Raw genomic sequence first — 25,901 nt, 5'->3', positions numbered from 1 at the left:
AAGAGACTTTACATCGACAGACCCTTTACACTGATCGCCATGGAGGACGAGGTCGATCGACTGGTCGCAGCATGGCGCCGCGAGCGCCCGGACCTCGACGTGGAGCCGCTGGAGGTCCTCAGTCGCGTCTCCAGGCTGGCCAGGCACCTCGACCGGGCCCGCCGTCTCGCGTTCGCCGAGGTGGGCCTGGAGCCCTGGGAGTTCGACGTACTGACCGCGCTGCGGCGCGCCGGCGCCCCCTACCAGCTCTCCCCCGGCGCACTGCTCACCCAGACGCTGGTCACCTCCGGCACGATGACCAACCGCATCGACCGGCTCGCCAAGAAGGAGTTGGTCGAGCGGCTGCCGGACCCCAGCGACCGGCGCGGCGTGCTGGTCCGCCTGACGGCCAACGGCCGTGACAAGGCCGATGAGTCGCTGGCCGGGCTGCTGACACAGGAGCGCGCCATCCTGGCCGAGCTGTCGCGCGCGCAGCGCCACGAATTGGCCGGTCTGCTGCGTCGGTTGACCGGACCGTTTGACAACGTGCCGAGTTAAGGCCATAGGGCCCTAGGGCCATAGGTCCACGCGACCGGCGTCCTCTTGCCGGGCCGGCCCGGGGTGGGCTTGGATCATGGCATGAGCCAGCAGGGGACGGACGGGGCGCCAGTAGGTCCGTACTACGGCGGCGCGGGCAGACGGAGGCGGCGGTTCGCGGGGCGGACGGTGCTGGTGACCGGGGCCGCCGGCGGCATCGGAGCGGCGACCGCGGACCGGTTGGCGGCCGAGGGCGCCGCGGTGCTGCTGCTGGACATCGACGACGCCCGCGGGGAACGCACCGCGCGGCACATCCGGGCGGCCGGCGGACGGGCCTCCTACGAGCACTGCGACGTGGCCGGCGAGGACGACTGGCGGCGGGCCGTCGCCGCGGCACACACCCGCTACGGGCCGGTGGACGGCCTGGTCAGCAACGCCTACCTGCCGCACATGGCACCGGCCGACCAGACCTCGCCGGCGGACTGGGACCGGCAGTTGGGGGTGAATCTGACCGGGGCGTTCCTGGGCGTGCGGGCGGTGCTGGCGGACCTGCGGGCGCGCGGCGGCGCGGTGGTGCTCACGTCGTCGGTGCACGCGCTGGTGGGGCTGCCGGGACGGCCGGCGTACGCGGCGTCCAAGGCGGGCCTGACCGGGCTGGGGCGGCAGTTGGCGGTGGAGTACGGACCCGAGGTGCGGGTCAACTGCGTGCTGCCGGGGCCGGTGCTGACCGCCGCGTGGGACGGCATCGACGAGGAGCAGCGGCGGGCCAGCGCGGCGGAGACGGCGGCCCGGCGGCTGGGGCGGCCCGAGGAGGTCGCGGCGGCCATCGCGTTCCTGCTGTCCGAGGAGGCGTCGTTCGTGACGGGGGCGAGCCTGGTCGTGGACGGCGGCTGGAGCGTGTACAAGAACTCCTCGTGAGGCAGACCTGAAGGGGGCGGCGCTCCGCGGGCGGTCGTGGCGGGCGACGCCCGTGACGTGGCGCCGCGGTGTGCCCCAGGGCCGCCCGGCGCCGGAATCCCGTATGCGAGCCAGGAGGTCCGATGGGCATCCGATTCGGCGGCGACTACAACCCCGAGCAGTGGCCGGAGGAGGTGTGGGCGCAGGACCTGGAGCTGATGAAGGCGGCCCACGTCACCATGGTCACGGCCGGGATCTTCTCCTGGGCGAAGGTCGAACCCCGGCCGGGGGAATGGGACTTCGGGTGGTTCGACCGGGTGCTGGACGGGCTGGCGGGCGCCGGGATCGAGGTGTGTCTGGCGACCATGACCGCGTCGCCGCCGCCGTGGTTGAGCCGGGCGCACCCGGAGATCCTGCCGGAGGGGCCGGACGGGCAGCGCCGCTGGCCGGGCGCGCGGCAGCACTTCTGCCCGTCCAGCCCGGTGTTCCGGGCGCACGCGGTGCGGCTGGTGGAGCAGTTGGCGACCCGGTACGCCGACCATCCGGCGCTGGCCATGTGGCATGTGGGCAACGAGTACGGGTGCCACACCCGGCAGTGCTTCTGCGAGGTGTCGGCGCAGGACTTCCGGCGCTGGCTGCGGGAGCGCTACGGGACCGTGGCGGCGCTCAACGACGCCTGGTCGACGTCGTTCTGGTCGCAGGCGTACGGGGACTTCGCGGAGGTGCTGCCGCCGCGGACCGCGCCGACGTTCGCCAATCCGGCGCAGCAGCTGGACTATCTGCGGTTCGGCGACCAGGCGCTGAAGGACTGCTATCTGGCCGAGCGGGCGGTGCTCGACCGGCTGGCGCCGGGGGTGCCGGTGACCACCAATCTGATGCCGCAGCACAAACCGGTGGACGCGTTCGGCTGGGCGCCGTCGATGGACGTGGTGGCGCTGGACTTCTACCAGGACCCGTACGTGCCGGACGACCACGTCCGGGCGGGTTACGTCTTCGACCTGATGCGGTCGGCGCGCGGCGGGCAGCCGTGGCTGCTGCTGGAGCAGGCGGCCGGCGCGGTCAACTGGCGGCGCCGCAACGGGCCCAAGCCGCCCGGCGCGATGCGGCTGTGGAGCTGGCAGGCGGTGGCGCAGGGCGCGGACGCGGTGCTGTTCTTCCAGTGGCGGCAGTCGAGGGGCGGGGCGGAGAAGTTCCACTCGGCGATGCTGCCGCACGGCGGGACGGACACCCGGATCTTCCGTGAGGTGTGCGAGCTGGGGCGGGAGTTGGCGGCGGTACCGGGGATCGAGGGGACCCGGTCGCGGGCGTCGGTGGCGCTGCTGGCGGACTGGCAGAGCTGGTGGGCCCTGGAGCTGGACTCCCGGCCGTCCGCCGCGCTGGACCACTCGCACAGCGCGCTGGCGCACTACCGCCCGCTGTTCGAGGCGGGGGTGGCGTGCGACGTGGTGCCGCCGGACCGGGACCTCACGCCGTACCCGATGGTGGTGGTGCCCAACCTGTACCTGCTGACGGCCGACCACGCGGCGCGGCTGGCGGCGTACGTCCGGGGCGGCGGCCACCTGGTGGTGTCGTTCTTCTCGGGGATCGTCGACGCGTGCGACCGGGTGCACCCCGGGGGCTATCCGGGCCCGCTGCGGGAACTCCTGGGGCTGCGGGTGGCGGAGTTCTGGCCGCTGGCGGAGGGGGCGTCGGTGGCGGTGGGGGGCGCGGGGGCCCACGGCGGGCGGGCCGACCTGTGGACGGAGGAGATCGTGCCGGCGGGCGCGGAGGTGGTGGCGCGGTTCCTGGACGGGGAGCTGGCCGGGCGGCCCGCGGTGACCCGGCACGACTACGGGCGGGGCACGGCCTGGTACCTGGGCACCCGGCTCGAACCGGCGCTGCTGCGGGCCCTGTTGGACGACGTGCGGGCCGCGGCGGGGGTGGCGCCGGTGCTGCCGGGGCTGCCGGCGGGGGTGCAGGCGACGGTGCGGGAGGGCGCCGGGGGCCGGTATGTGTTCCTGCTCAACCACGGGTGCCGGGCGGTGGAGGTGCCGCTGCCGGAGCCGCTGCGGGACGCTCTGGCGCCCCGGGCGGCGGCGGTGACGCGGGTGGAGCTGGCCGCCCGGGGCGTGGCCGTGCTGACCGGTCCGGGTCCGGAGGGCGGTGGGGGCGCCGCGGGGTGATCCGTCCGGGCCGTCGGGCCGGGGCCGGGGTCAGGGCACGGTGAGCGGGCCCGCCGCGGCCCCTTCGAGCTCGGCGGGGCCGACGCCGGCCCGGCGTGCCAGGGCGACCGCGGCGAGGGTGGAGTGCACGCCGAGCTTGCCCAGCACGTTCTGCATGTGGGTGCGGACGGTGTGCGGGGAGAGGAAGAGCCGCTCGGCGACCGCCTTGCGGCCCAGCCCCGCGACCATGCAGCGCAGCACCTCGCGTTCGCGCGGGGTCAGCGACTCCACCAGCCGTTCGCTCTCGGTGCGGTGCTTGCGGGCCGCGGTCAGCTCCCGCAGGACGCCGGTGAGCAGGGCGGGCGGCAGATGCGTCTCGTCGCGCAGGACGCCGCGGATGACGGCCAGCAGCCGGGAGAGCGAGGAGTCCTTGGCGACCCAGCCGGAGGCGCCGGCCTGGAGGGCGGCGGCGGCCCGGCGCGGGTCGTCGCGGTCGGCGAGGACCACGGTCCGCAGGTACGGGTGGCTGGTGCGCAGGCCGGAGACGAGCGCGATGCCGTCCGTCGGGCCGCCGCGGGGCGGGCTCTCACGGGGCGCGCCGTCGCGGGCGGGCCCCTGGGCGGGCACCGCGAGCAGCGGTGCGGCCAGGTCGGCGTCGGCGAGCAGGACATCGAAGCGGCGGCCGTCGGAGGCGGCCCGGTCCAGTGTGCGCAGCGCCGCCGGGGCGCTGCCCGCCGCGGCGACGTCCACGTCCACTTCCGCGGCCAGTGCGGCCGCCAGGGATTCGGCGAAGATGCGGTGGTCGTCGACCACCAGAACCCGGATTCGTTGCACAGAGACCCCCTGTCTCGGTGAACGGACCATAGCGGGCACGGCGCCCGGTTTGAAGATCGCCTCAGCCGCACGGCTGACGCCGCGGCCCCCGGCCACCCGCCCCGGGCGTGCCCCCCACGGCCTCGCCCCCTGGTCGGCACCGGCCCCCACCGGCGCTGGTGACAGCGTACGGACGGGGTGCGGCGGGGGAAGGTGATTGACGAAAGTGGCGGGGGCGCGCGGCGGCAGGCGGGAGGTTGACGGGGGCCTACACCGCCAGGCGGTGGGCGCCGGGGCCGGGGACGGCCGGGAAGATCCGCGGGGCGGTGTGGCCGGCGGCGGCGAACGCCCCGTACAGCGCCTCGGTGACGGCCGGTGCGGCGTCCTCCTCGACGAGGACGAGGGCGGAGCCGCCGAAGCCGCCACCGGTCATCCGGGCGCCGAGCGCGCCGGCGGCGCGGGCGGTGTCGACGGCGAGGTCGAGTTCGGCGCAGGAGATCTTGAAGTCGTCGCGGAGGGAGGCGTGTCCGGCGGTGAGCAGGGGGCCGATGGCACGGGGGTGACCCGCGTCGAGATGGGCGACGGTCTGTTCCACCCGGTGGTTCTCGGTGACGATGTGGCGGACCAGGGCCTGGACGACCGGGTCGCCGGCGAGCGTGTCCAGGGCCGCGGACAGGTGCGCGTACGGGACGTCGCGCAGCGCACGCACGCCGAGCGCCCGCGCGCCGCGTTCGCATCCGGCGCGCCGCTCCGCGTATGCGCCGTCGCCCAGTTGGTGGCGGACGCGGGTGTCGACGACGAGGAGGCACAGCCCCTCCGCCGCCAAATCGAACGGAACGTGGCGGCGGGTGAGGTCGCGGGTGTCGAGGAAGAGGGCGTGGCCGGCGGTGCAGCAGGCGGCGGCGGTCTGGTCCATGATCCCGCAGGGCACGCCGACGAAGGCGTTCTCGGCGCGCTGGGCGAGCCGGGCCAGCTCCTCGCGGGGCAGGCCCAGGCCGTGCAGGTCGTCGAGGGCGAGCGCGGTGGCGACCTCCAGGGCGGCCGAGGAGGAGAGGCCGGCGCCGAGCGGGACGGTGCTGGTGTAGTGCAGGTCGGCGCCGCCGACCGGCAGGCCGGCCGCCCGCATCGCCCAGGCCACGCCCGCCGGGTAGGCGGCCCAGCCGGCCCCGGCGGACGGCGGGCGGAGCTCGTCGAGACGCAGCTCGACGACGCCGCCGTCGGCGCCGGCGGAGTGCAGCCGCAGCACCCCGTCGGTGCGGGGTGCGGCGGCGGCGAGGGTGGTGTGCGGGAGGGCCAGCGGCATCACGAAGCCGTCGTTGTAGTCGGTGTGTTCACCGATCAGGTTGACCCGGCCGGGGGCCGCCCAGATGCCGGTGGGCTCCGCCCCGTACACGGCGCGGAAGGCCGCCGCCGTGTGCTGTGCGCCGTGCGCCGTGTCTGTCACGTGGGTTCCTTCGTGCGGTCGGCTCGGGGCTCCGCCCCGGACCCCGGTCCTCAAACGCCGGACGGGCTGGAATTTTCCGGGTCGGAATGTGCCGGGTCGGCGGTGGCCTGCGCGAACTCCCAGGCGTCGGCGACGATTCCGGCCAGGTCGGTGCGGGTGGGGCGCCAGCCGAGGCGGTCGGTGGCGGTCCGTGCGGAGGCGACCAGGACGGCCGGGTCGCCGGGGCGGCGCGGGGCGGCGACCTCGGGGACGGGGTGGCCGGTGACCTTGCGGACGGTCTCGATCACCTCGCGGACCGAGAAGCCGTTGCCGTTGCCGAGGTTGCAGATGAGGTGTTCGCCCGGTTCGGCGGCCTTGAGGGCGAGGAGGTGGGCCTCGGCGAGGTCGGCGACGTGGATGTAGTCGCGCACGCAGGTGCCGTCGGGGGTCGGGTAGTCGTCGCCGTAGACGGAGATCGCCTCGCGGCGGCCCTGGGCGACCTGGAGGACCAGCGGGATGAGGTGCGACTCGGGGTCGTGGCGCTCGCCGCAGCCGCGGTAGGCGCCGGCGACGTTGAAGTAGCGCAGCGAGACGGCGGCCAGGCCGTGCGCGGCGGCCGCGCCGCCGATCATGTGGTCGACGGCGAGCTTGCTGGCGCCGTAGGGCGAGGTGGGGGCGGTCGGGTCGGTCTCGGTGATCGGGGTGTCGACCGGCTCGCCGTAGGTCGCGGCGGTGGAGGAGAAGACGAGGGTGCGCACACCGGCGGCGCGCATCGCGGCGAGCAGCGCCATGCTGCCGCCGACGTTGTTCTGCCAGTACTTCTCGGGCTTGGCCACGGACTCGCCGACCTGGGAGAACGCGGCGAAGTGCAGGACCGCGTCGTAGGAGGCGTCGAGCCAGCGGGCGGCGTCGTGGATGTCGCCCTCGACGAACGCGGCGCCGGCCGGGACGGCGGCGCGGAAGCCGGTGCTGAGGTTGTCGAGGACCGTGACGGTGTGTCCGGCCTCCAGCAGGTGCTGGGCCACCACGCTGCCCACGTAGCCCGCTCCGCCCGTCACCAGGTACTTGCTCATGACTTGCTCGCTACCTCTCGCAGTCGGTCGGCCGCGATCTCCGGCGGCACGTCGTTGATGAACACGTTCATGCCGGACTCGGAACCCGCGAGGAACTTCAGCTTGCCGGAAGTCCTGCGGACGGTGAAGAGCTCTAGGTGGAGGGCGAATTGGGAGCGGTCCGCGGCGTGTACGGGCGCCTGGTGCCAGGCGGAGATGTACGGCGTCGGGGGCGCTTCCGGGCCGAAGATCCGGTCGAACCGCCGCAAGACTTCCAGGTAGATCTGTGGGAACTCTGTGCGGGCGGGCTCGTCGAGGGCGAGCAGGTCGGGGACCCGGCGCCTGGGGTAGAGGTGGACCTCGTAGGGCCAGTGCGCGGCGTACGGGACGAAGGCGACCCAGTGGTCGCCGTCGAGGACGACCCGGCGGCCGTCGGCGCGTTCGCGGGCGACGACGTCGTCGAAGAGGTTGCGGCCGGTGGCCTCGCGGTGCGCGGCGAGCGAGGCGAGCATCCGCTCGGTGCGCGGGGTGACGAAGGGGTAGGCGTAGATCTGGCCGTGCGGGTGGCCGAGGGTGACGCCGATCTCGGCGCCGCGGTTCTCGAAGCAGAAGACCTGGGCGACGCCGGGGCGCCGGGAGAGGTCGGCGGTGCGGTCGGTCCAGGCGTCGAGGACGAGTGCGGCCTGGTCCTCGGTGAGGTCGGCGAACGAGGCGTCGTGGTCGGGGGTGAAGCAGACCACCTCGCAGCGGCCGTGGTCGCCGGCCAGGGAGGGGAAGCGGTTCTCGAAGACGGCGACGTCGTAGGCGTCGGCGGGGATCTCGGTGTGCCGGCCCTCGCGCGAGGGGCACAGCGGGCACTCGTCGGCCGGCGGGTGGTAGGTGCGGCCCTGGCGGTGGGAGGCGATCGCGACGGCGTCGCCGAGCAGCGGGTCGGCGCGGACCTCGGCGGCGGTGGCGACCGGGTCGAGGGGGCGGGGGTCGGTGGCGGTGCGGACGGTGTCGTCGGACGCGTCGTAGTAGATCAGCTCCCGGCCGTCCGCGAGCCGGGTCGTCGTCTTCTTCACCGGGAGCTCCTCACCATGGCGGCCACACCACCCAAACACAAACAAACACAATGAAGCACAACCGAACAGCATCGTCAACGCGCGGTCGTGATCGCTCCGTTGGGTTCAAGGTGCGGCCCCCCGACCTCGCATAACGGTCATAGCGGATAAATAGCGGCACATTCAAAAACCATCACCCATGATCCAACAACTGAATCAAACAAAACTATTCAGTTTTCGGACGACTGTGCGTACGTTTTTGTGCGTTCGCTTGGCGCACGCCGCTGCGCCCCCGAAAAGGCAGCACTCCCCGGAAAGAGGGCCCATGATCACTCTGGCCGACGGGCTACGACTCCCGACCAACGGGCTCGACTACGCGATCTTGGCCATCTATTTCGTCGTCGTCCTCGGCATCGGCTTCGCCGCCCGGCGCAGCGTGAAGACGAGCCTGGACTTCTTCCTGTCCGGGCGGTCGCTGCCCGCCTGGGTCACCGGGCTCGCGTTCGTCGCCGCCAACCTCGGCGCCACCGAGATCCTCGGGATGGCGGCCACCGGCGCGCAGTACGGCGTCGCGGTCGTCCACTGGTACTGGATCGGCGCCATCCCGGCCATGGTCTTCCTCGGCCTGGTCATGATGCCCTTCTACTACCGCTCGAAGGTCCGCTCCGTACCGGAGTTCCTGCTCCAGCGCTTCGACAGGTCGGCGCACCTGCTCAGCTCGATACTCTTCGCCTTCGCCGCCGTCCTGATCGCGGGCGTGAACCTCTACGCCCTGTCGATCGTCGTCGAGGCGCTGCTCGGCTGGCCGCAGTGGGTGGCCATCGTCGTCGCCGGGCTCTTCGTCCTCGCCTACATCACCGTCGGCGGCCTCTCCTCGGCGATCTACAACGAGGTGCTGCAGTTCTTCGTGATCCTCGCCGCGCTCATCCCGCTGGTCGTCCTCGGCCTCAAGCGGGTCGGCGGCTGGGGCGGCCTGACCCACTCGCTCACCTCGTCGCACGGCCACGACTTCCTGACGGCCTGGGGCGGTACGGGCATCGGCCAGGCCAACCCGCTGGGCGCCAACTGGCTGACGATCATCCTCGGCCTGGGCTTCGTGCTCTCCTTCGGCTACTGGACCACCAACTTCGCCGAGGTGCAGCGCGCACTGTCCGCGAAGAACCTCTCCGCCGCCCAGCGCACCCCCCTCATCGCCGCCTTCCCGAAGATGTTCATCGTCTTCCTGGTGATGATCCCGGGCCTGGTCGCCGCCGTCCTCGTCCCGAAGATCGGCGCCCCCGGCGGCCTGCAGTACAACGACGCGATCCCCTACCTGATGCAGGAGCTGCTGCCCAACGGCGTGCTGGGCATCGCCGTCACCGGCCTGCTCGCCGCCTTCATGGCCGGCATGGCCGCCAACGTCTCGTCCTTCAACACCGTCTTCACGTACGACATCTGGGCCAAGTACGTGAAGCCGGGCCGGCCCGACGGGTACTACCTGCGCTTCGGCCGGCTGATCACCGCGATCGGCGTGCTGGCCTCGATCGGCACCGCCTTCATCGCCTCGTCGTTCTCCAACATCATGGGTTACCTCCAGACCCTGTTCTCCTTCTTCAACGTGCCGATGTTCGTGGTCTTCATCATCGGCATGTTCTGGAAGCGGGCCTCGGTGAAGTCCGGTGTCTGGGGCCTGCTCGCCGGCACCACCGCCGCGATGCTCAACTACTTCTGGATCTACAAGCAGGGCATCATCACCATCCCCACCGACCAGGGCGCCAACTTCGTCTCCGCGATCGTCGGCTTCGTCGCGGGCGCGCTCGTCATGGTCGTCGTCACGCTCTTCACCGCGCCCAAGCCGGAGGCCGAGCTGGCCGGGCTGGTGTGGGGAACCACGGCACCGGGCCTGGAGGAGCTGCCCTCCGAGGGCGACGACGCCTGGTACCGCAAGCCCGCGCTGCTCGGCTGGGGCGCCGTCGCCCTCGCCGCACTCTGCTACCTGCCCTACTCGCTCTGACTCACCCTGACTCACCTTGACCGGAGACCCCGCCATGTCCGAACTGCACAACGAAGTGAGCGAGTTGGAGCGCACGTCGGCCACCGCGGCCCGGCTCTTCGACGTCCGGCGCATCATCGGCGGCCTGTTCGTCGTCTACGGCGTGATGGTCACGATCGCCGGGCTCACCGCCTCCGACGCCGACCTGCGCAAGGCGCAGGACATCAACATCAACCTCTGGACCGGCCTGGGCATGCTCGCGCTCGGCCTGTTCTTCCTGGTGTGGCTGAAGCTGCGGCCCACCGTCCCGCCCGCCGCGGAGGACCTCCCGGAGGAGCCGGGCGCCCGGTCCCAGGCCCGGCCCTAGGTCCGGTCCGGCCCCGACCCGCCCGATTGGCCCTGGCCCGACCGGGACCGCTGGACGCGTTCCAGCAGGCCGGTCCGGGCGGCCAGCGCGGCCGCCTCCAACCGGGAGCCCACCTCCAGCTTCATCAGCACCCGCTGGACATGCGTACGGGCGGTGCTCGGGGCGATCGCCATGCCCGCCGCGATCACCCGGGTGTCCTCGCCCTCCGCGACCCGGACCAGCACCTCCACCTCGCGCGGGGTGAGCAGCTGGAGCAGCCGCGCCCCCTCGTCGTCAGGCTGGGCGGCGGGGTGCAGCAGCTCCCCGAACGCCTGCTGGAGCAGTTGCGGGGCGACCGCCGCCTCGCCCGCCCGCGCCTTGAGCATCGCCCGCTCGACGCCCTCGATGCGCTCGTCGTTGCGGACGTAACCGGAGGCCCCGGCGGCGAAGGCGGCGGCGATCCCGCGCGGGCTGGGCACCGGCCCGAGCACCACCACCGCGATCTGCGGCCGTTCCTTCTTGATCCGGACGACCGGGTCGAAGACACCCGGCTCGGCCGGCCCCGCGGTGCCCAGCAGACACACCTCCGGCGACCGGCTCACCACCAGTTCCGCGGCCCCGGCGCTGGGCGCGGCGGCCGCCAGTACCCGGTGCCCCCGCAGTTTCAGGGCCGAGGCGAGCGCCTCGGCGAGCAGGCGGTGATCGTCGACGACCATGAGCCGCACGCCCATCGGGCGGACCCCCTCAACTCCCCGACTGCCCAGTCTCGCTCCGTGTGTCCGGGAAGCTACACGCTCGGCCGCCGATGCGCGCCCCTTAGGGGGGAGAAGACCACCGGAACGCGGGAATCCCGTCCCATCGGGGCCGATTGCCGCCCCTTTTCCGGCCCCCGGACCGGTGGCCGACACGGGCCTACGCGTCCTCGGCCAGCTCCAGCCAGCGCATCTCCAACTCCTCGCGCTGCCCGCCCAGTTCGCGCAGCTGCGCGTCCAGTCCGGCGATCTTCTCGAAGTCGGTGGCGTGCTCGGCCATCTGCGCGTGCAGCGCCGCCTCCTTCTCCCCGATCTTGTCCAGTTGGCGCTCGATCCGCTGGAGCTCCTTCTGCGCCGCGCGGTTGACGGCGGCCGGCTTCTTGGGCGCCGCGGCGGCCGGCTGGGCGGGCGCCGGCGTCGCCGCCTCGATCACCTTCTGCCGGCGCTCCAGGTACTCGTCCAGGCCGCGCGGCAGCATCCGCAGCGCCGCGTCGCCCAGCAGCGCGAACACCCGGTCCGTCGTCCGCTCCACGAAGTACCGGTCGTGGCTGATGACGATCATCGAGCCCGGCCAGCCGTCCAGCAGGTCCTCCAGCTGCGTCAACGTCTCGATGTCGAGATCATTGGTCGGCTCGTCCAGGAAGAGAACGTTCGGCTCGTCCATCAGCAGCCGCAGGATCTGCAACCGCCGCCGCTCACCGCCGGAGAGGTCCCCGACCGGCGTCCACTGCTTCTCCTTCGTGAACCCGAACTTCTCGCACAGCTGCCCCGCCGTCATCTCCCGGCCCTTGCCGAGGTCGACCCGGTCGCGGACCTGCTGGACGGCCTCCAGCACCCGCAGCGCGGGGTTGAGCTCGGCGACCTCCTGCGAGAGGTAGGCGAGCTTGACGGTCTTGCCGACCACGACCTTGCCGGCCGCCGGCTGCTGCTCGCCCCCACTACGGGCGGCGGCCTCCAGCGTCCGCAGCAGCGAGGTCTTGCCCGCGCCGTTGACGCCGACCAGACCGATCCGGTCGCCCGGGCCCAGCTGCCACGTCAGGTGCTTGAGCAGCACCTTCGGCCCGGCCTGGACGGTCACGCCCTCCAGCTCGAAGACCGTCTTGCCCAGCCGCGAGCTGGCGAACTTCATCAGTTCGGCGTTGTCCCGCGGCGGCGGCACGTCCGCGATCAGTTCGTTGGCCGCCTCGATCCGGAACCGCGGCTTGCTGGTCCGCGCCGGGGCGCCGCGCCGCAGCCAGGCCAGCTCCTTGCGCATCAGGTTCTGCCGCTTGGCCTCCTCGGAGGCCGCGATCCGCTCCCGCTCGGCCCGAGCGAAGACGTAGTCGCTGTACCCGCCCTCGTACTCGTGGACGGCGCCGCGCTGGACGTCCCACATCCGCGTCGCCACCTGGTCCAGGAACCACCGGTCGTGGGTGACGACGACGAGCGCGGAGCGCCGCGCCGCCAGATGCCGGGCGAGCCAGGAGATCCCCTCCACGTCGAGGTGGTTGGTCGGCTCGTCCAGCACGATCAGGTCCTGCTCGGCGATCAGCAGCTTGGCCAGCGCGATCCGCCGCCGCTCACCACCGGACAGCGGCCCGATGACGGTGTCCAGGCCCTGCGTGAACCCCGGCAGGTGCAGATCCCCGAACAGCCCGGTCAGCACGTCCCGGATCTTGGCGTTGCCGGCCCACTCGTGATCGGCGAGATCACCGATCACCTCGTGCCGGATGGTGGCGGCCGGGTCCAGCGAATCGTGCTGGGTCAGCACGCCCAACCGCAGGTCACCGGCGTGCGTGACCCGACCGGTGTCGGCGGACTCCAGCTTGGCGAGGATCCGAATCAGCGTGGTCTTGCCGTCGCCATTCCGACCCACGACGCCGATCCGGTCACCCTCGTTGACACCGAGGGAGACACCGTCGAGCAGCGCACGCGTCCCGTACACCTTGTCGACGGCTTCCAGATTGACGAGGTTGGCGGCCATCTCACTCCTGGTCTGTGCATCCCCGGGTCGGGGCTCGGTCGACCTCCAAGCGTAGTCGGCGCGGGGCGGGGGCCTTCGGGCGAGGACGGGGCGGCTGCCGTGGGCACGCGCGGGGGCGGTCACCCGTTGTGATGACCCACGGCGATACGGCCGCCCTGTGGACGATCAGGCCGAAGAATCCCACCCATGGAACGACACTGGCCGAGGCCCCCGGTGGACGGATACACGGTGGACGACCTGTTCACGCTGCCGGATCTCCCACGGCACACGGAACTGATCGACGGGAGCCTGGTCTTCGCGGCCCCGCGGAACAACTTCCACTGCACCGCGGTCGACCTGCTGATGAGCGGCCTGCATTCGAGTCGGCCGGCCGAGGTCAAGGTCAGTCGCGACATGACCGTCATCCTCGACAGCCGCAACGGCCCCGAGCCCGATGTGAGCGTGGTCCGGGCAGCAGCGGTCACCGGGCCGAACCAGATGAGCTTCCAGGGCAGGGATGTGCTCCTGGCCGTCGAGGTCGTCTCCCCGGACTCCGAATCCCGCGATCGCACGACCAAGCCGTGGAAGTACGCCGCCGCCGGGATCCCGAATTTCTGGCGCGTCGAGTGCGACGGAGACGACGACAGGCCCGTCATCCACGTCTACGAGCTAGACCCGCTGACCACGACGTACGTGCACATGGGCGTCCACGGCGACCGGATCAAGGTCGACAAGCCCTACCCCATCGACATCGACCTGACCGCCATCGACGAGCTCTAGGCGTCGCCCTTGAGGGCCGACACGAACGACGCCCACCCGGCGGCGGAGAAGACCAGCACAGGCCCCTGCGGCTGCTTGCTGTCCCGGACGGGGACGATGCCGGGGAGGCCGTCAGCCACCTCGACGCACTCGCCACCGGTGCCGTTGCTGTAGCTGCTCTTGCGCCAGATCGCGGCCCCAGGAAAGCCCTCGCCGACCTCGACGCAGTCCCCGCCGGTGCCGTTGCTGTAGCTGCTCTTACGCCACGAAGCGTCACTCAAGTCGAGTGCTCTGCTTGCCATTTCGGTAGTCCCCTGCCGCTGTCTCGATCACGGACAGAGACGCCGCGGGCGACAGTGCGGCGGCCCTGAGCAGATCGTACGACTCGCGGTACTGCTTCACGAGCGGCGGATAGTCGATGAGTTGGCCGCTGTGCAGGCTCTCGACGTACAGCACTGGTGGTGCATCCGCAAACGTCATGAACTTGGCCATCCCCATCGCGAACGGCCCCAGTCCGTCGTTTTCCGGAAGGAGCTGCAGAATCGAGTGTGTGGTCCTTACCACCCTCGCAATGTGCTCCAGCAGTTCCGCCATCTGCTCGCCTTGGAGGGCTGGACGACGAACCAGTGACTCGCTCAGGATCACCCAGAACTTCGGGGGTGCTTCCGCGTCGAAGATCACAGCCCGGGACATCCTGGCCGTCACCTTCTCCTCGACCTCATCGTCCGTCACCCTCGGCATAGCAGCCCGCACAACCCGCCCGCGTGTAGTCCGGCGTCTGCAGCAGGCCCGGAACAAGCAGCGGCGCCCACTCCTCGATGGTCTCCGCCCGCTGCTCCATCTCCAGCGCGTCTGCGAAGTACTCCGCGTGACCGGCCCGGCGGGCCTTCGCCGCCGCTTCGCAGCGACGCTCGAAGAATCCGTTCGTGTTGAGCTTCTTGTCCACGTGGAGGGCCAGGTCCAGCGGCATGCTCCGCTCGCCGCGTTCGATCTGGCTGAGCAGCGAGATGCCGCGATAGCTGCCCTCCGCCAGCTGTTCGAGCGTGAGGCCGGCCTGTTCCCGTAGGAAGCGCATCTCGGCGCCGTAGAAGCACGGGACACTGGCCGAGGGGTCTGCATCCTTGCGAGGGGGCATAACTCACCACCGCTGCTTGCTCGTTGCCCGGTACAAAGCGATTCCTCGGCACGCTACGCGCGCACGGCGCCGCCGCGTGGGCAATCCGCCGTAATGCGCACATGTGGGTGGCTCACTCGGGCGCCACCGGATCGTACGTTCCCTCGACCCGGTGGGCCACGTCGCGGCCCGGCACGACGTAAAGGCTCAAAGACCGGGGAAAGGACCTATCCCAACCCCTCCGACCTCCCCGTCACCCACGCCACCCACACGGGTGACTTGGGCCAACTCAGCTGGATTTGAGGAGGGTTGAGCGGCATATGCTCGCCGCGACACGTGCACCACCGCACACATGCTTCGGCCCCCGGCCGGGACGGCAATCCCGAACGAGGGCCTAACCAAGAAGGAAGCCGAAACCTTCCCTATGGCTACCACCAAGGAAGCCGAAACCTTCCCAATGGCTCTCAAGAACCCTAGCGCGCCCTCGCGCCCCGTGTCCCGCGTTCCCGCGCCGACTCCCTCGTCCGGCGTCATTCACGCCAACTCCCGTCACACCAGCCACTTCACAGTGGTGGGCAACCACCTCGCCCAGCACCGTGGACTGACGCTCGTGGCGATCGGGCTCGCCCTGCACATCCAGTCGCTGCCCGCCGGGGCCCGCATCGGCATCAAGTGCCTGGCCGCCCGCTTCCCCGAGAGCGAGGCACGGATCGCCTCCGCGCTGCGGGAGTTGGAGGCGGCCGGGTACCTGAAGCGCACGCGGGAGCGACTGCCGAGCGGGCGGGTGGTGACGCGCACGGTCTCGTACAACCAGCCGGGCGCGGCCCCCTGCCCCGTGGCCCGCCCCGCCCAACGGGCCGCGAGGCCGGAACGGGAACACGAGGCGAAGCCGACGCCACGGTCGACGCCGAAACCCGAACCGGCACCCAAACCGGCACCGAAACCGGCACGTGCACCGCTTCCCGCGCCGCGTCGCCCCAGCCCGGACGGGACGCGCCTGGCCCACCGCATACTCGTGGAGCTGCGGCGCGACGATCCGCGCCTGCTGCTCTCCGAGGCGGACGTGGCACGCCTCGCCCCGGCCGTGAGCGCCTGGCTCGAACGCGAGGCACCGCCTGATGCCGTACGCCGCACCCTCGCGGCCGATCTGCCGCCCGACCTCCGCAGTCCGGCGGCCTTGCTCGCCCACCGCCTCACGGCGTCGCTGCCGCCGCCGCTCCCAGCCAGCACACCGGCGCCTCCGCGCCCGGACCCCCTCCAGACCTGCGACGGCTGCGAACGCGCCTTCCGCGCGCCGCAACCGGGACTGTGCCGCGACTGCCGATCCAGCCTCATGGAGGCTGGCGGACGGCCTGCCGCGGTACCCGTGACGCCGCGCCCGCGCCGGCCCGTCAGTCGACGTACTCCATCGTGATGGGGGCGGTGTTGTTCGTCAGGTCCGGGTCCGGGTGCTCCGGATCGGGCTTCACGGAGATCGTGCCCTGCGCGCCCTCGACCCGCTTGTCGATGCGGAACCGCAGTATGGCGGGGTCGGTCAGGGGTGCCGGGCACAGCACCTTCCGGTTCTTCTGGTCGACGTAGCCGCAGTAGAGCGTTTCGTGCCCTTCGCCCGATGGGTGCCATCCCAGGCTGACGCCCTCGGGCAGGGTCAGGTACGTGTCACCCTCGAAGTAGCCGTTCACGTCCATCACGCTGATGTCGTTCGTCTGGCCCACCTGGCCCTTGAGGGTGAACCCGTTGACCTGCCGATCCTGGGTCCGGGCGGTGAGGAACCGCACTCCACCGTGGGCCGACTCCCGGCCGTACGTGGTGAAGAGGCTGCCGTCGACCGGGCGGAGCCCGAGCGGCGCACCGGATCCCCGCGGGGCCGAGTCGGGCAGCTGTGCATCGGCCGGTGTGTTGGGCGCGGGATACACGGTGTAGGTGATCAGGCCCTGTCTTCCGGTCTCGGCGACCGCGGCCGTGAACGGCCGGTCGGTCTCGTACGCCGCTCCGGCGGGCAGCGGCCCGGGGAACGCACAGACCGCCTTCGTCGGCGCGTCGGCCTTGTCGTAACGGCAGTTGCTGTACTGCCTGCGCAGCGTCGCCTGCCCCTTCACGTCCAGCACGACGCTGAGGGCGTCGTCCAGACCCGAGTGCCCCCTGTTGCCGAAGGCGGGCCGCACCTTCAGCTCGGAGCCGGGCGTCACATCGGAAAAGCCCTCTTCACTGCGTGCGGCCAGTTCGGGCGCCCCGATGACCAGTTGGGTGGTGTGATGGATGGCGGGGGCGTTGGCGCTGGTCACAGTGATCTTCATGGACCCGGCCGGGCCCTCCGGCGCACTCTCCCGCTGCGCCATGCTGAACAGCCAGAGGTTCGCGGAGTCTCCCGATGCGATGTTCTTCGGGGTGCAGGTGATGACGTCACCGGAGCGCTCGCATCCCTGCTGCCCCTTCGCGGTGTCGAACCTCACCGCCTTCGCGGCGGACAGCTCGACGGTCACCTTGACGTTCCTGGCAGTCACCGGCCCCGTGTCCGGGGAAAGGCCGCTCGCCTCCAGGTTGGCGTAGAACGGTTCGGAAGAGTCGGCTATTTGCTCCCGTTCCGACTTGTCGAACACCCGGAGGTAGTGCGTGTGCAGCGCGTCCTTGAACGCCAACTTCGCCCTCTGGGAAGGCTTGTCCGTCCGCTCGGAGTCCTTCGTGCCGCAGGACGTCACCGCCCCGCCGAGCGCCATCACCAGTGCGGCCGCCACGGCTGTGGTCGCGTGTCGTCGCCGGATGCTCGCTCGTGAATCCGTCATGCAAGATCAGACTCGAACGTCGTGTCGAGCGGTTGCCGGGCGGCGGACACGGTACGGACACGGCCCGGACGGCCTGGCGCCGGCGGCAGGCCGCCCGGCGGCGGAACGCGAACTCGCCGACACAGGGTGCGTGAAAGGCCCCGACCAGAAGGTCGGGGCCTTTCACCTATCACGGTCAACCGGACGCTCAGGCCGATCCGGCTACCCACCTCGAGCAGTTGTGGGGCTTGAGGTTGCCGTCCAACAGGCAAACCCTGATCTGGATGTAGCTCCACTCGGGAAGGTCCCAAGTGAGGTGGTTGCAGCTGCCGCGTCCGCCCCGCGTCCACAGGAGCTTCGACCCGTACCCCTTGGTCTGGATCTGCGTCTGCACGGTCATGCCGTCCGCCGCGTTGTCACACGCCTCGAGCCGGTCCCCGTACGACCTCCAGTTGGCCTTTCCTCCCCAGGTCGAACCATCGGTCGTATGCGCCATGGCATCCTCGGCGAACGCCGGCGTGCTGCCGAAAGCCACCATCGCCGCCGCGGCGACCCCTGTTGCAAGGAAGCGTCGTATCCTCATCTGTCCCCCATTTCGACCTCGCGTTTACTGGGCCGCGGGAAGCGGTATGCGAGGCGGAAACGCGCGCCACGTCAAGGGCTCCCCCGAGGCCGTGCTCATCCTATCCATTTGACGGGGGCATGCTCATTCGCGAATTGAGCCGCTGGGCGCTAGCCGTTGGCGACGACCCTCGCGCCCGCTACCGGACCGGCGGCGGTGCGGGCCGTGCGGCAGGTGCCCGAGGCGCGCAGCGCGGTGGCGACCCGGTCGGCCTGGTCTGCGTCGGCCGCCAGGAACGCGGTGGTCGGGCCGGAGCCGGAGACCAGGGCGGCCAGCGCCCCGGCGTCGGTGCCGGCGGCGAGGGTGGCGGCCAGCGACGGGCGGAGGGAGAGCGCCGCCGCCTGGAGGTCGTTGTCCAGGGCCGCGGCGAGGGCGGCCGGGTCGCCGGTGCGCAGCGCGGCCAGGAGGGCCGGGGACGGCTCGGGGTCGGGGATGTCGGCGGTGGTCGCGCCGGTGCCGGAGGCGTCGCGGAGGCGGTCGCACTCCTTGTAGACGGCGGGGGTGGACAGGCCGCCGTCGGCGACCGCGAAGACCCAGTGGAAGGTGCCGCCGACGGGCAGCGGCTCCAGCAGCTCACCCCGGCCACGGCCGAGCGCCGCACCGCCGACCAGGCTGAACGGTACGTCGCTGCCCAACTCCGCGCAGATGGCGAGCAGTTCGTCCTGGGTGGCGCCGGTGCCCCACAGGGTGTCGCAGGCCAGCAGGGCGCCGGCGGCGTCCGCGCTGCCACCGGCCATGCCGCCGGCGACCGGGATGTCCTTGGCGATGTGCAGGTGGACGGCGGGGTCCAGGCCGTGGCGGGCGGCCAGCGCGCGGGCCGCGCGGGCGGCGAGGTTGGTGTCGTCCAGCGGGACCTGGTCGGCGTCCGGGCCGGTGCAGGTGAGCGTCAGGGCGTCCGCGGGGGTGGCGGTGACCTCGTCGTACAGGCCGACGGCCAGGAAGACGTTGGCCAGGTCGTGGAAGCCGTCGGGGCGGCGCCCGCCGACGGCGAGTTGGACGTTGACCTTGGCGGGCACCCGGACGGTGGTGCCGGGGGCGCCGGTGCTGTCGGGGCGGCTCATCGGGTGGGCTCCTGGTCGGCGGCGTCGGCGGCCGGAACCTTGTTCTCGGCGATGGCGATGAACGACTCGATGGTCAGCGACTCGCCGCGGGCCTGCGGCGAGACGCCGGCCGCGACCAGGGCCGCCTCGGCCGCCGCGGCCGAGCCCGCCCAGCCGGCGAGGGCGGCCCGCAGGGTCTTGCGGCGCTGGGCGAAGGCCGCGTCGACGACGGCGAAGACCTCTTCGCGGGAGACCCGGGACGGGAGTGGTTCGGCGCGGCGGACGAGGGAGACCAGGCCGGACTCGACGTTCGGGGCGGGCCAGAAGACGTTGCGGCCGATCGCGCCGGCCCGCTTGACCTCGGCGTACCAGTTGGCCTTGACCGACGGGACGCCGTAGACCTTGTTGCCGGGCCCGGCGGCGAGCCGGTCGGCGACCTCGGCCTGGACCATGACCAGGGTCCGCTCGATGGTCGGGAACCGCTCCAGCATGTGGAGGAGGACCGGGACGGCGACGTTGTACGGGAGGTTGGCGACCAACGCGGTGGGCGCCGGGCCGGGGAGTTCGGTGACGTGCAGGGCGTCGCTGTGCACCAGGGCGAAGCGGTCGGCGCGCTCGGGCAGCCGGGCGGCGACGGTGCCGGGCAGCGCCGCGGCGAGCACGTCGTCGATCTCGACGGCGGTGACCCGGTCGGCGACCTCCAGCAGCGCCAGGGTCAGCGAGCCCAGGCCGGGGCCGACCTCGACGACCACGTCGTCGGGGCGGACCTGCGCGGTCCGGACGATCCGGCGGACGGTGTTGGCGTCGATGACGAAGTTCTGGCCGCGCTGCTTGGTGGGGCGTACGCCCAGCGCTGCGGCCAGTTCCCGGACATCGGCGGGGCCCAGCAGCGGGCCGATTTCGTCAGTGGTCTTGCGGTCGCTCACCCGTGAAGCTTACGGCCGCAGGCGGGCCAGGGGCTCGCGCCCCGGGTGACGTAGAGCTTCTTGGCCCGGTAGGTCTGCTCCTCGGCGGGTGCGTCCTGGGGGCGGCCGCTGCCGCCGAGCCGGCGCCAGGTGCCGACGTCGAACTGGTAGAGCCCGCCGTAGGTGCCGGAGGCGTCGACCGCGTCCGGCCGGCCGCCGGCCTCGCACGCGGCCAGTGCGCCCCAGGCGAGGCCGTCGGCGCCGCGGACGGTGGTGGGCAGCGCCCGGGTGCCGACATGGACGATCTGCGGGCGCGGCGCCTGGACCGTCTCGGTCGCGACCTTGCGGGGCTTGCGGCGCACGCCGTTGACGGTGTCCAGGCGGTAGGTGACCCGCCGCAGGCCGGGGACGCCGGGGCGGACCACGGCCTCGGTGCCGACGGTCAGCTGCGGGTCGGGCCGCTTGACGGTGCGGAACGGGATGGTCTCCTCGCGGACCTCGGTGGTGCCGGTGATCCGCAGCACCGAGACGGTCTGGTCCTCGCGGGGGAAGCTGTCCGGCGGCACCGAGGTGGTGTCGTGGTCGCGCAGTGCCAGCCCGGCCTCGGCGAGGGCCTCGCGGACGGTGGCGGCGTTGGTGCGGACCCGGTACTCGCGGCCGTCGGCGACGAAGACCAGGGAGCGCTCGGTGCGGACGTGCAGCTCCAGGCCGTGCCGGCCGATGGGCTGGGAGCGGGCGGTGGAGAGGTAGGCGCCCTCGGCGCGGACGCCGAGCTGGTGCAGCGCACCGGCGACGGTGTCGGCGGTGGTCCACACCTGGCGGCGCTCCCCGTCGAGGGTGAGCATGACCGGCCGGCCGTGGCGGACCACGACCTCGTCGCCGCTGGTGAGGTCGGAGCCGGGGGCGGGGGCGACGATGTCGTGGTCGCCGATCGCGAGGTTCTGGTCGGCGAGGAGTTCGTCGACGTCGTCGGCGAAGGTGTGCAGCGTGTGGGGGTCGCCGTCGACGCTGAGCTTGACGGCCTTGTCGTGCGCGACGAAGGCCGTGGTGCCGCCGGCGAGGAAGGCGACGACCAGGGCCCGGGGCACCAGCCGACGCAGTTGTTCGGGCCTCTCGCGGGTGCGCCGGCGGCGGCCCCGGCCGCGCCCGGCTCGGTGGCCACTGGGCGAAGGAGTCACGCTGCACCTGCCACGGGTCGTCCGGTAACCGCTCAACCGCGGAATGTAGCGGAGGGCGGGCGGCGAGGGCGAACTCGCGCCACGGCGGGGCGGGTCCGCCGGGCGCGGTGCGGCGGCCGTCAGTAGTCGAACGCGCGGGCGGTGTTGGCCGCGACGGCCGAGGCCAGCGCGTCCTCCGTCATGCCCTTGACGTCGGCCATGGCCCGCAGGGTGAGCGGGATGAGGTAGGGCGCGTTGGCCCGTCCGCGGTACGGCGCGGGGGTGAGGAAAGGCGCGTCGGTCTCGACGAGCAGCAGTTCGGGCGGGGCGATCGCGAGGGCGTCGCGCAGCGGCTGGGCGTTCTTGAAGGTGACGTTGCCGGCGAACGACATGAAGTAGCCGGCCGCGGCGCAGACCTCGGCCATCGCGGCGTCGCCGGAGTAGCAGTGGAAGACGACCCGGTCGGGCGCGCCCTCCTCGCGCAGGATGCGCAGCACGTCGTCGTGGGCCTCGCGGTCGTGGATGACCAGGGCCTTGCCGTGCCGCTTGGCGATCTCGATGTGGGCGCGGAAGGACCGCTCCTGGGCGGCCATGCCCTCGGGGCCGGTGCGGAAGTAGTCCAGACCGGTCTCGCCGACGCCGCGGACCTGAGGCAGGGCGGCGAGCGCGTCGATCTCGGCGAGGGCGGCGTCCAGCGCGGCGTCGCCGCCGGCCGCCCGGGCACCCTGCCGCGACCAGCCGTCGGAGTCACCGAGGACGATCCGCGGCGCCTCGTTGGGGTGCAGGGCGACGGTGGCGTGCACGGCCTCGTGGGCGGCGGCGGTGTCCGCCGCCCAGCGGGAGCCGTTCAGGTCGCAGCCGACCTGGACGAGGGTGGTCACGCCGACCGACGCGGCCGTGGCCAGGGCCTCCTCGACGGTGATGCCCTGTATGTCCAGGTGGGTGTGCGAGTCCGCGACCGGAACCCGGAGCGGTTCGGGCAGCGGCGGCGGGGTGTCTTTGTCCTGCTTGGCCATGGCCGCGATCCTACGAGGACCGCGGCCGCCGCCTCACTTGCGGTGGTGCTGGAAGGGGTGCAGCAGGTCGGAGAGGTGCCAGTGGTGCCGTCCCGACTCGGCGGCGGGGTCGCCGTCCGCGCCCTGGTGGGAGTTCTTCCGGTGATGCGGGCGCTGGTGCATGTTCGCGATCGCGTCGGAGACCATCGAGACCTGACCGGAGCGCATGATGCGGACGACGTGGCCGCCGCAGTTGAGGCACGTCGGACGGGTCAGGGGGGACGGGACCCGCTCGCCGTCCGTGAAGTAGACGGCGTGTGTGACGCCCTTGGCATCCACCTGGTGCTCGATCTCGTACGCCTGCTCCCAGCCGTGGCCGCAGCCCATGCAGCAGAACGCGTACGCCTCGTGGGCGGCGGGCTCGGACGGTCGGGGGCGGGGCGGGAGGGGGCTTGCAGGGGCCGCACCGGGGATGCCGGCGGTGGTCTTCGTGATGTCGCTCATGTGCGCTCCTCTTGTCCGCTGGACAAGCTCTCCGGGGACCGGACGTCCCGGTTCCCAGGGAACGCCTTTCGCGGCCGGAGCGCAGCCGAGCTGCTACCTATTGGCCCAGATTTGGCAGGTCGTAGGAAAAACGGACCGCAAGGGGGCGAATCGCTTTACCTTCGATGCCGGCCATTTACCTTCCTGTGGGTAGGTTCAGGGCTGTGGCCTGGGCTTTTATGCTCTCCCGAGCAGGGGCGCGCTCAGCGGGGCGCAGCGGGGCCCGGCGGAGCGCACCGGGGCCGGCCGCCCGATCACGACGTCCCGGCGGCACCCCGCTCGGCGTTCTTCGCCGCCACCACCGCGTCGAAGACCTCCCGCTTGGGCAGCCCGGCCTCCGCCGCCACCGCCGCGATCGCCTCCTTGCGACGCTCCCCGGCCTCCTCGCGGACCCGCACCCGGCGCACCAGCTCCGCGGCGTCCAGCTCCGCCGGCCCGCTCTCCGGCGCCCCCTCGACGACGATCGTGATCTCCCCGCGGACGCCCTCGGCGGCCCACGCCGCCAACTCGCCCAGCCCGCCCCGCCGGACCTCCTCGTAGGTCTTGGTCAGCTCCCGGCAGACCGCGGCCCGGCGGTCCGCGCCGAAGACCTCGGCCATCGCGGCGAGCGTGTCGTCCAGGCGGTGCGGCGCCTCGAAGTAGACCAGGGTGCGCCGCTCCCCGCCGACCTCGCGGAGCCGGGAGAGCCGCTCCCCCGCCTTGCGGGGCAGGAAGCCCTCGAAGCAGAACCGGTCCACCGGCAGCCCGGACACCGCGAGCGCGGTGAGCACCGCGCTCGGGCCGGGGACCGCGGTGACCTTGATGCCGCGCTCGACGGCCGCCGCCACCAGCCGGTAGCCGGGGTCGGAGACCGACGGCATCCCGGCGTCGGTGACCAGCAGCACCCGCGCACCGCCGGACAGCGCGTCCGCCAACTCGGGCGTCCGGGCCGCCTCGTTGCCCTCGAAGTACGACACGATCCGGCCGGTCGGCTGCACCTCCAGCGCCTGGGTGAGCCGGCGCAGCCGCCGGGTGTCCTCGGCGGCGATCACATCGGCGGCGGCCAGCTCGGCGGCGAGTCGCGGCGGGGCGTCCGCGACCTCGCCGATGGGCGTCCCTGCAAGTACCAGCGTTCCAGTCACCCTCCCATCCTCCCAGCCCCGCGCCGCTCCCCGGTCGGGCCCGTGCCGGTGACGCGCGCCACCGGCCGGCGCCGCGGACCCCCGCCGCACAGGCCGCTTCCCTACGATGGGCCGGGTGACAAGTGACACCACCGCGACGCACGCGGCCACCCTGCGCACCCCGGAGCCGACCGACCGGCCCCCCGTGTGGCAGCGGCGACTGCGCCGGTTCGGATACGTCGCCCGCCCCGGCGCCGACGTCCGGACGCGGCTGGTGGCGCCGTTCCCCGAGCCGGACGGGCGGGTGTGGGCGCTGCTCGGCGCCGGCCCGCGGCTCGCACGGCGCCTGGCGCGCTGGTCGGGCTGGCTCGGGCCGCTGCTGGTGACGCTGTTCGCGGGCGTGCTGACGTTCTGGAACCTCGGCAGCCCGCGCAAGGTGATATTCGACGAGACGTACTACCCCAAGGACGCCTGGTCGCTGCTCCAGTACGGCTACGAGGGCACCTGGGCGAAGAACGCCAACGACGCCCTGCTGGCCCATCCCCCGCAGATCCTGCTCTCGCCGGAGCACTCGTACGTCGTGCATCCGCCGATGGGCAAGTGGCTGATCGCGCTGGGCGAGTGGGCGTTCGGGATGAACCCCTTCGGCTGGCGGTTCATGACCGCGCTGCTGGGCACCCTGTCGGTGCTGCTGGTCTGCCGGATCGGGCGGCGGCTGCTGCGCTCGACGGCGCTGGGCTGCCTGGCCGGCGGGCTGCTGGCGGTGGACGGCCTGCACTTCGTGATGAGCCGCACCGCGCTGCTCGACCTGATCGTGATGTTCTGGGTGCTGGCCGGCTTCGGCTGCCTGCTGGTGGACCGGGACCGCACCCGGGCCCGGCTGGCGGCGGCGCTGCCCACGAACCCCGAGGGGCTGACCCGACCCGACGCGGAGGTCGGCGGCCGACTGCGGCTGGGCTGGCGCCCGTGGCGGATCGCGGCCGGGCTGTGCCTGGGCCTGTCGGCGGCGACGAAGTGGAACGGCCTGTACTTCCTGGCGGCGTTCGCGCTGATGTCGGTGCTGTGGGACATGGGGGCGCGGCGCACCGCCGGCGCCCGGCACCCGTTCCGGGCGGCGCTGTGGCGCGACGCGCTGCCCGCCTTCGTCTCCACCGTCGTGGTGGCGCTCGCCACCTACCTGGCGTCCTGGAGCGGCTGGATCGCCACCAAGGGCGGCTACTACCGCGACTGGGCCACCTCGCCCGAGGGCCGGAACAGCTCCTTCACCTGGCTGCCGGACTGGCTGCGCAGCCTGTGGCACTACCAGACCGAGGTCTACGCCTTCCACACCGGACTGACCACGCCCCACACCTACATGTCCAACCCGTGGAGCTGGCTGGTGCTGGGCCGCCCGGTCTCGTACTTCTACGAGGACCCCAAGGCCGGACAGGACGGCTGCACCGCCGCCGAGGGCTGCGCCCGCGAGGTACTGGCGCTGGGCACCCCGCTGCTGTGGTGGGCGGCCTGCTTCGCGCTGCTCTACGTGCTGTGGCGGTGGCTGTTCCGGCGGGACTGGCGGGCCGGGGCGATCGCCTGCGGCGTCGCCGCCGGCTACCTGCCGTGGTTCCTCTACCAGGAGCGGACCATCTTCCTCTTCTACGCGGTGGTCTTCGTCCCGTTCCTGTGTCTGGCGCTGGCGATGATGATCGGCGCGATCATCGGACCGCCGCGGGCCAGCGAGCGGCGCCGCACCATCGGCGCGGTCGGCGCCGGCGTCCTGGTGCTGCTGATCGTGTGGAATTTCGTCTACTTCTATCCCCTATATACGGGTCTGCCCATTTCCAAGAGCGCCTGGCACAACCGGATGTGGTTCGACAGCTGGGTCTAGCGCGGATCCACCGCGAGGCCCCGACCTGCCCCCTGTGACGAACCTGTGACGACGGTCGAACAGCGCGTCACCGGACCGTGCCCTGATCGAGACTCACCGCTTGCCCGTGTCCCTTAGAGTGCGATGGGCGTTCTTGGGTG

23 protein-coding genes and 1 pseudogene are annotated in these 25,901 nt (G+C 72.4%); 8 read left to right on the top strand and 16 right to left on the bottom strand.

Annotated elements, in window-relative coordinates:
* Positions 1-39: 39 nt before the first annotated feature.
* The 3 genes from MOV08_RS24945 (at position 40) to MOV08_RS24935 (ending at position 3,575) form a co-directional block, all read left to right on the top strand.
* Positions 40-537 (top strand): MarR family winged helix-turn-helix transcriptional regulator, encoded by a 498-nt coding sequence (locus MOV08_RS24945; protein WP_039635727.1) that lies wholly within the window; start codon positions 40-42, stop codon positions 535-537.
* A gap of 81 nt (positions 538-618) precedes the next feature.
* Positions 619-1,434 (top strand): SDR family NAD(P)-dependent oxidoreductase, encoded by an 816-nt coding sequence (locus tag MOV08_RS24940; RefSeq protein WP_107080337.1) that lies wholly within the window; start codon positions 619-621, stop codon positions 1,432-1,434.
* 122 nt (positions 1,435-1,556) lie between these two features.
* Entirely contained in the window at positions 1,557-3,575 is a 2,019-nt protein-coding gene (locus MOV08_RS24935) for a beta-galactosidase (protein ID WP_275308885.1), read from the top strand.
* A gap of 30 nt (positions 3,576-3,605) precedes the next feature.
* Here MOV08_RS24935 and MOV08_RS24930 read toward each other — a convergent pair whose 3' ends face one another.
* The 4 genes from MOV08_RS24930 to galT all read right to left on the bottom strand — a co-directional run bounded on the left by MOV08_RS24930 (position 3,606) and on the right by galT (position 7,906).
* Positions 3,606-4,388 (bottom strand): response regulator transcription factor, encoded by a 783-nt coding sequence (locus tag MOV08_RS24930; protein WP_039635722.1) that lies wholly within the window; start codon positions 4,386-4,388, stop codon positions 3,606-3,608.
* A gap of 247 nt (positions 4,389-4,635) precedes the next feature.
* Complete coding sequence (galK, locus tag MOV08_RS24925) at positions 4,636-5,811, bottom strand: galactokinase (protein WP_275308884.1); 1,176 nt, start codon at positions 5,809-5,811, stop codon at positions 4,636-4,638.
* 50 nt (positions 5,812-5,861) lie between these two features.
* Entirely contained in the window at positions 5,862-6,863 is a 1,002-nt protein-coding gene (galE, locus tag MOV08_RS24920; RefSeq protein ID WP_275308883.1) for a UDP-glucose 4-epimerase GalE, read from the bottom strand.
* A complete protein-coding gene (galT, locus tag MOV08_RS24915; RefSeq protein WP_275308882.1) occupies positions 6,860-7,906 on the bottom strand; it encodes a galactose-1-phosphate uridylyltransferase in 1,047 nt (348 codons plus the stop codon). The genes galE and galT overlap by 4 nt, the downstream gene beginning before the upstream one ends.
* Before the next feature lie 304 nt (positions 7,907-8,210).
* Here galT and MOV08_RS24910 point away from each other — a divergent pair, with 304 nt between their 5' ends.
* Positions 8,211-9,878: a sodium:solute symporter family protein gene (locus MOV08_RS24910; RefSeq protein ID WP_039635715.1), complete on the top strand. Its 1,668-nt coding sequence runs from the start codon at positions 8,211-8,213 to the stop codon at positions 9,876-9,878.
* Between the two features lie 34 nt (positions 9,879-9,912).
* Positions 9,913-10,224: a hypothetical protein gene (locus MOV08_RS24905; protein WP_039635714.1), complete on the top strand. Its 312-nt coding sequence runs from the start codon at positions 9,913-9,915 to the stop codon at positions 10,222-10,224.
* Here the strand turns inward: MOV08_RS24905 and MOV08_RS24900 are convergent.
* Positions 10,221-10,934 carry a response regulator transcription factor gene (locus MOV08_RS24900; RefSeq protein WP_275308881.1) on the bottom strand — a complete coding sequence of 238 codons (714 nt, stop codon included), beginning with the start codon at positions 10,932-10,934 and terminating at the stop codon, positions 10,221-10,223. The genes MOV08_RS24905 and MOV08_RS24900 overlap by 4 nt on opposite strands.
* A gap of 181 nt (positions 10,935-11,115) precedes the next feature.
* A complete protein-coding gene (locus MOV08_RS24895; protein ID WP_275308880.1) occupies positions 11,116-12,918 on the bottom strand; it encodes an ABC-F family ATP-binding cassette domain-containing protein in 1,803 nt (600 codons plus the stop codon).
* A gap of 186 nt (positions 12,919-13,104) precedes the next feature.
* Here MOV08_RS24895 and MOV08_RS24890 point away from each other — a divergent pair, with 186 nt between their 5' ends.
* Positions 13,105-13,677: a Uma2 family endonuclease gene (locus tag MOV08_RS24890; protein ID WP_275308879.1), complete on the top strand. Its 573-nt coding sequence runs from the start codon at positions 13,105-13,107 to the stop codon at positions 13,675-13,677.
* Here the strand turns inward: MOV08_RS24890 and MOV08_RS24885 are convergent.
* Positions 13,674-13,958 carry a DUF397 domain-containing protein gene (locus tag MOV08_RS24885; RefSeq protein WP_275308878.1) on the bottom strand — a complete coding sequence of 95 codons (285 nt, stop codon included), beginning with the start codon at positions 13,956-13,958 and terminating at the stop codon, positions 13,674-13,676. The genes MOV08_RS24890 and MOV08_RS24885 overlap by 4 nt on opposite strands.
* Positions 13,930-14,791: pseudogene (locus tag MOV08_RS24880) on the bottom strand (helix-turn-helix domain-containing protein). Before MOV08_RS24880 ends, MOV08_RS24885 begins: the two are co-directional and overlap by 29 nt.
* A 436-nt stretch (positions 14,792-15,227) precedes the next feature.
* Between MOV08_RS24880 and MOV08_RS24875 the strand changes: the two are divergent.
* Positions 15,228-16,184 (top strand): helix-turn-helix domain-containing protein, encoded by a 957-nt coding sequence (locus MOV08_RS24875; RefSeq protein WP_275308877.1) that lies wholly within the window; start codon positions 15,228-15,230, stop codon positions 16,182-16,184.
* On the opposite strand, the gene MOV08_RS24870 is transcribed toward MOV08_RS24875, so the two are convergent.
* From MOV08_RS24870 to rsmI, 8 genes are all read right to left on the bottom strand, one after another.
* Positions 16,162-17,553, bottom strand: a complete 1,392-nt coding sequence (locus tag MOV08_RS24870) for a hypothetical protein (RefSeq protein ID WP_275308876.1) — start codon at positions 17,551-17,553, stop codon at positions 16,162-16,164. The genes MOV08_RS24875 and MOV08_RS24870 overlap by 23 nt on opposite strands.
* A gap of 187 nt (positions 17,554-17,740) precedes the next feature.
* Complete coding sequence (locus MOV08_RS24865) at positions 17,741-18,115, bottom strand: hypothetical protein (protein WP_275308875.1); 375 nt, start codon at positions 18,113-18,115, stop codon at positions 17,741-17,743.
* A 149-nt stretch (positions 18,116-18,264) separates the two neighbouring features.
* Positions 18,265-19,215 (bottom strand): 4-(cytidine 5'-diphospho)-2-C-methyl-D-erythritol kinase, encoded by a 951-nt coding sequence (locus MOV08_RS24860; RefSeq protein WP_275308874.1) that lies wholly within the window; start codon positions 19,213-19,215, stop codon positions 18,265-18,267.
* A complete protein-coding gene (gene rsmA / locus MOV08_RS24855; RefSeq protein WP_052286860.1) occupies positions 19,212-20,120 on the bottom strand; it encodes a 16S rRNA (adenine(1518)-N(6)/adenine(1519)-N(6))-dimethyltransferase RsmA in 909 nt (302 codons plus the stop codon). The genes MOV08_RS24860 and rsmA overlap by 4 nt, the downstream gene beginning before the upstream one ends.
* Positions 20,117-21,277, bottom strand: a complete 1,161-nt coding sequence (locus tag MOV08_RS24850; protein WP_039635697.1) for a ubiquitin-like domain-containing protein — start codon at positions 21,275-21,277, stop codon at positions 20,117-20,119. The genes rsmA and MOV08_RS24850 overlap by 4 nt, the downstream gene beginning before the upstream one ends.
* Positions 21,278-21,396: 119 nt before the next feature.
* Positions 21,397-22,272: a TatD family hydrolase gene (locus MOV08_RS24845; protein WP_039635695.1), complete on the bottom strand. Its 876-nt coding sequence runs from the start codon at positions 22,270-22,272 to the stop codon at positions 21,397-21,399.
* 33 nt (positions 22,273-22,305) lie between these two features.
* A complete protein-coding gene (locus MOV08_RS24840) occupies positions 22,306-22,755 on the bottom strand; it encodes a hypothetical protein (protein ID WP_039635693.1) in 450 nt (149 codons plus the stop codon).
* 293 nt (positions 22,756-23,048) lie between these two features.
* Positions 23,049-23,915, bottom strand: a complete 867-nt coding sequence (gene rsmI, locus MOV08_RS24835; protein WP_039635691.1) for a 16S rRNA (cytidine(1402)-2'-O)-methyltransferase — start codon at positions 23,913-23,915, stop codon at positions 23,049-23,051.
* A 106-nt stretch (positions 23,916-24,021) separates the two neighbouring features.
* Between rsmI and MOV08_RS24830 the strand changes: the two genes are divergently transcribed.
* Positions 24,022-25,761 carry a dolichyl-phosphate-mannose--protein mannosyltransferase gene (locus MOV08_RS24830; protein ID WP_275308873.1) on the top strand — a complete coding sequence of 580 codons (1,740 nt, stop codon included), beginning with the start codon at positions 24,022-24,024 and terminating at the stop codon, positions 25,759-25,761.
* Positions 25,762-25,901: the final 140 nt, after the last annotated feature.

The sequence above is a fragment of the Streptomyces yunnanensis genome (assembly GCF_029011865.1).
Classification (GTDB): Bacteria; Actinomycetota; Actinomycetes; order Streptomycetales; family Streptomycetaceae; genus Streptomyces; species Streptomyces yunnanensis.
Note: the sequence above shows the minus strand (reverse complement) of the source record. Positions and strands in the feature narration are given on the sequence as shown.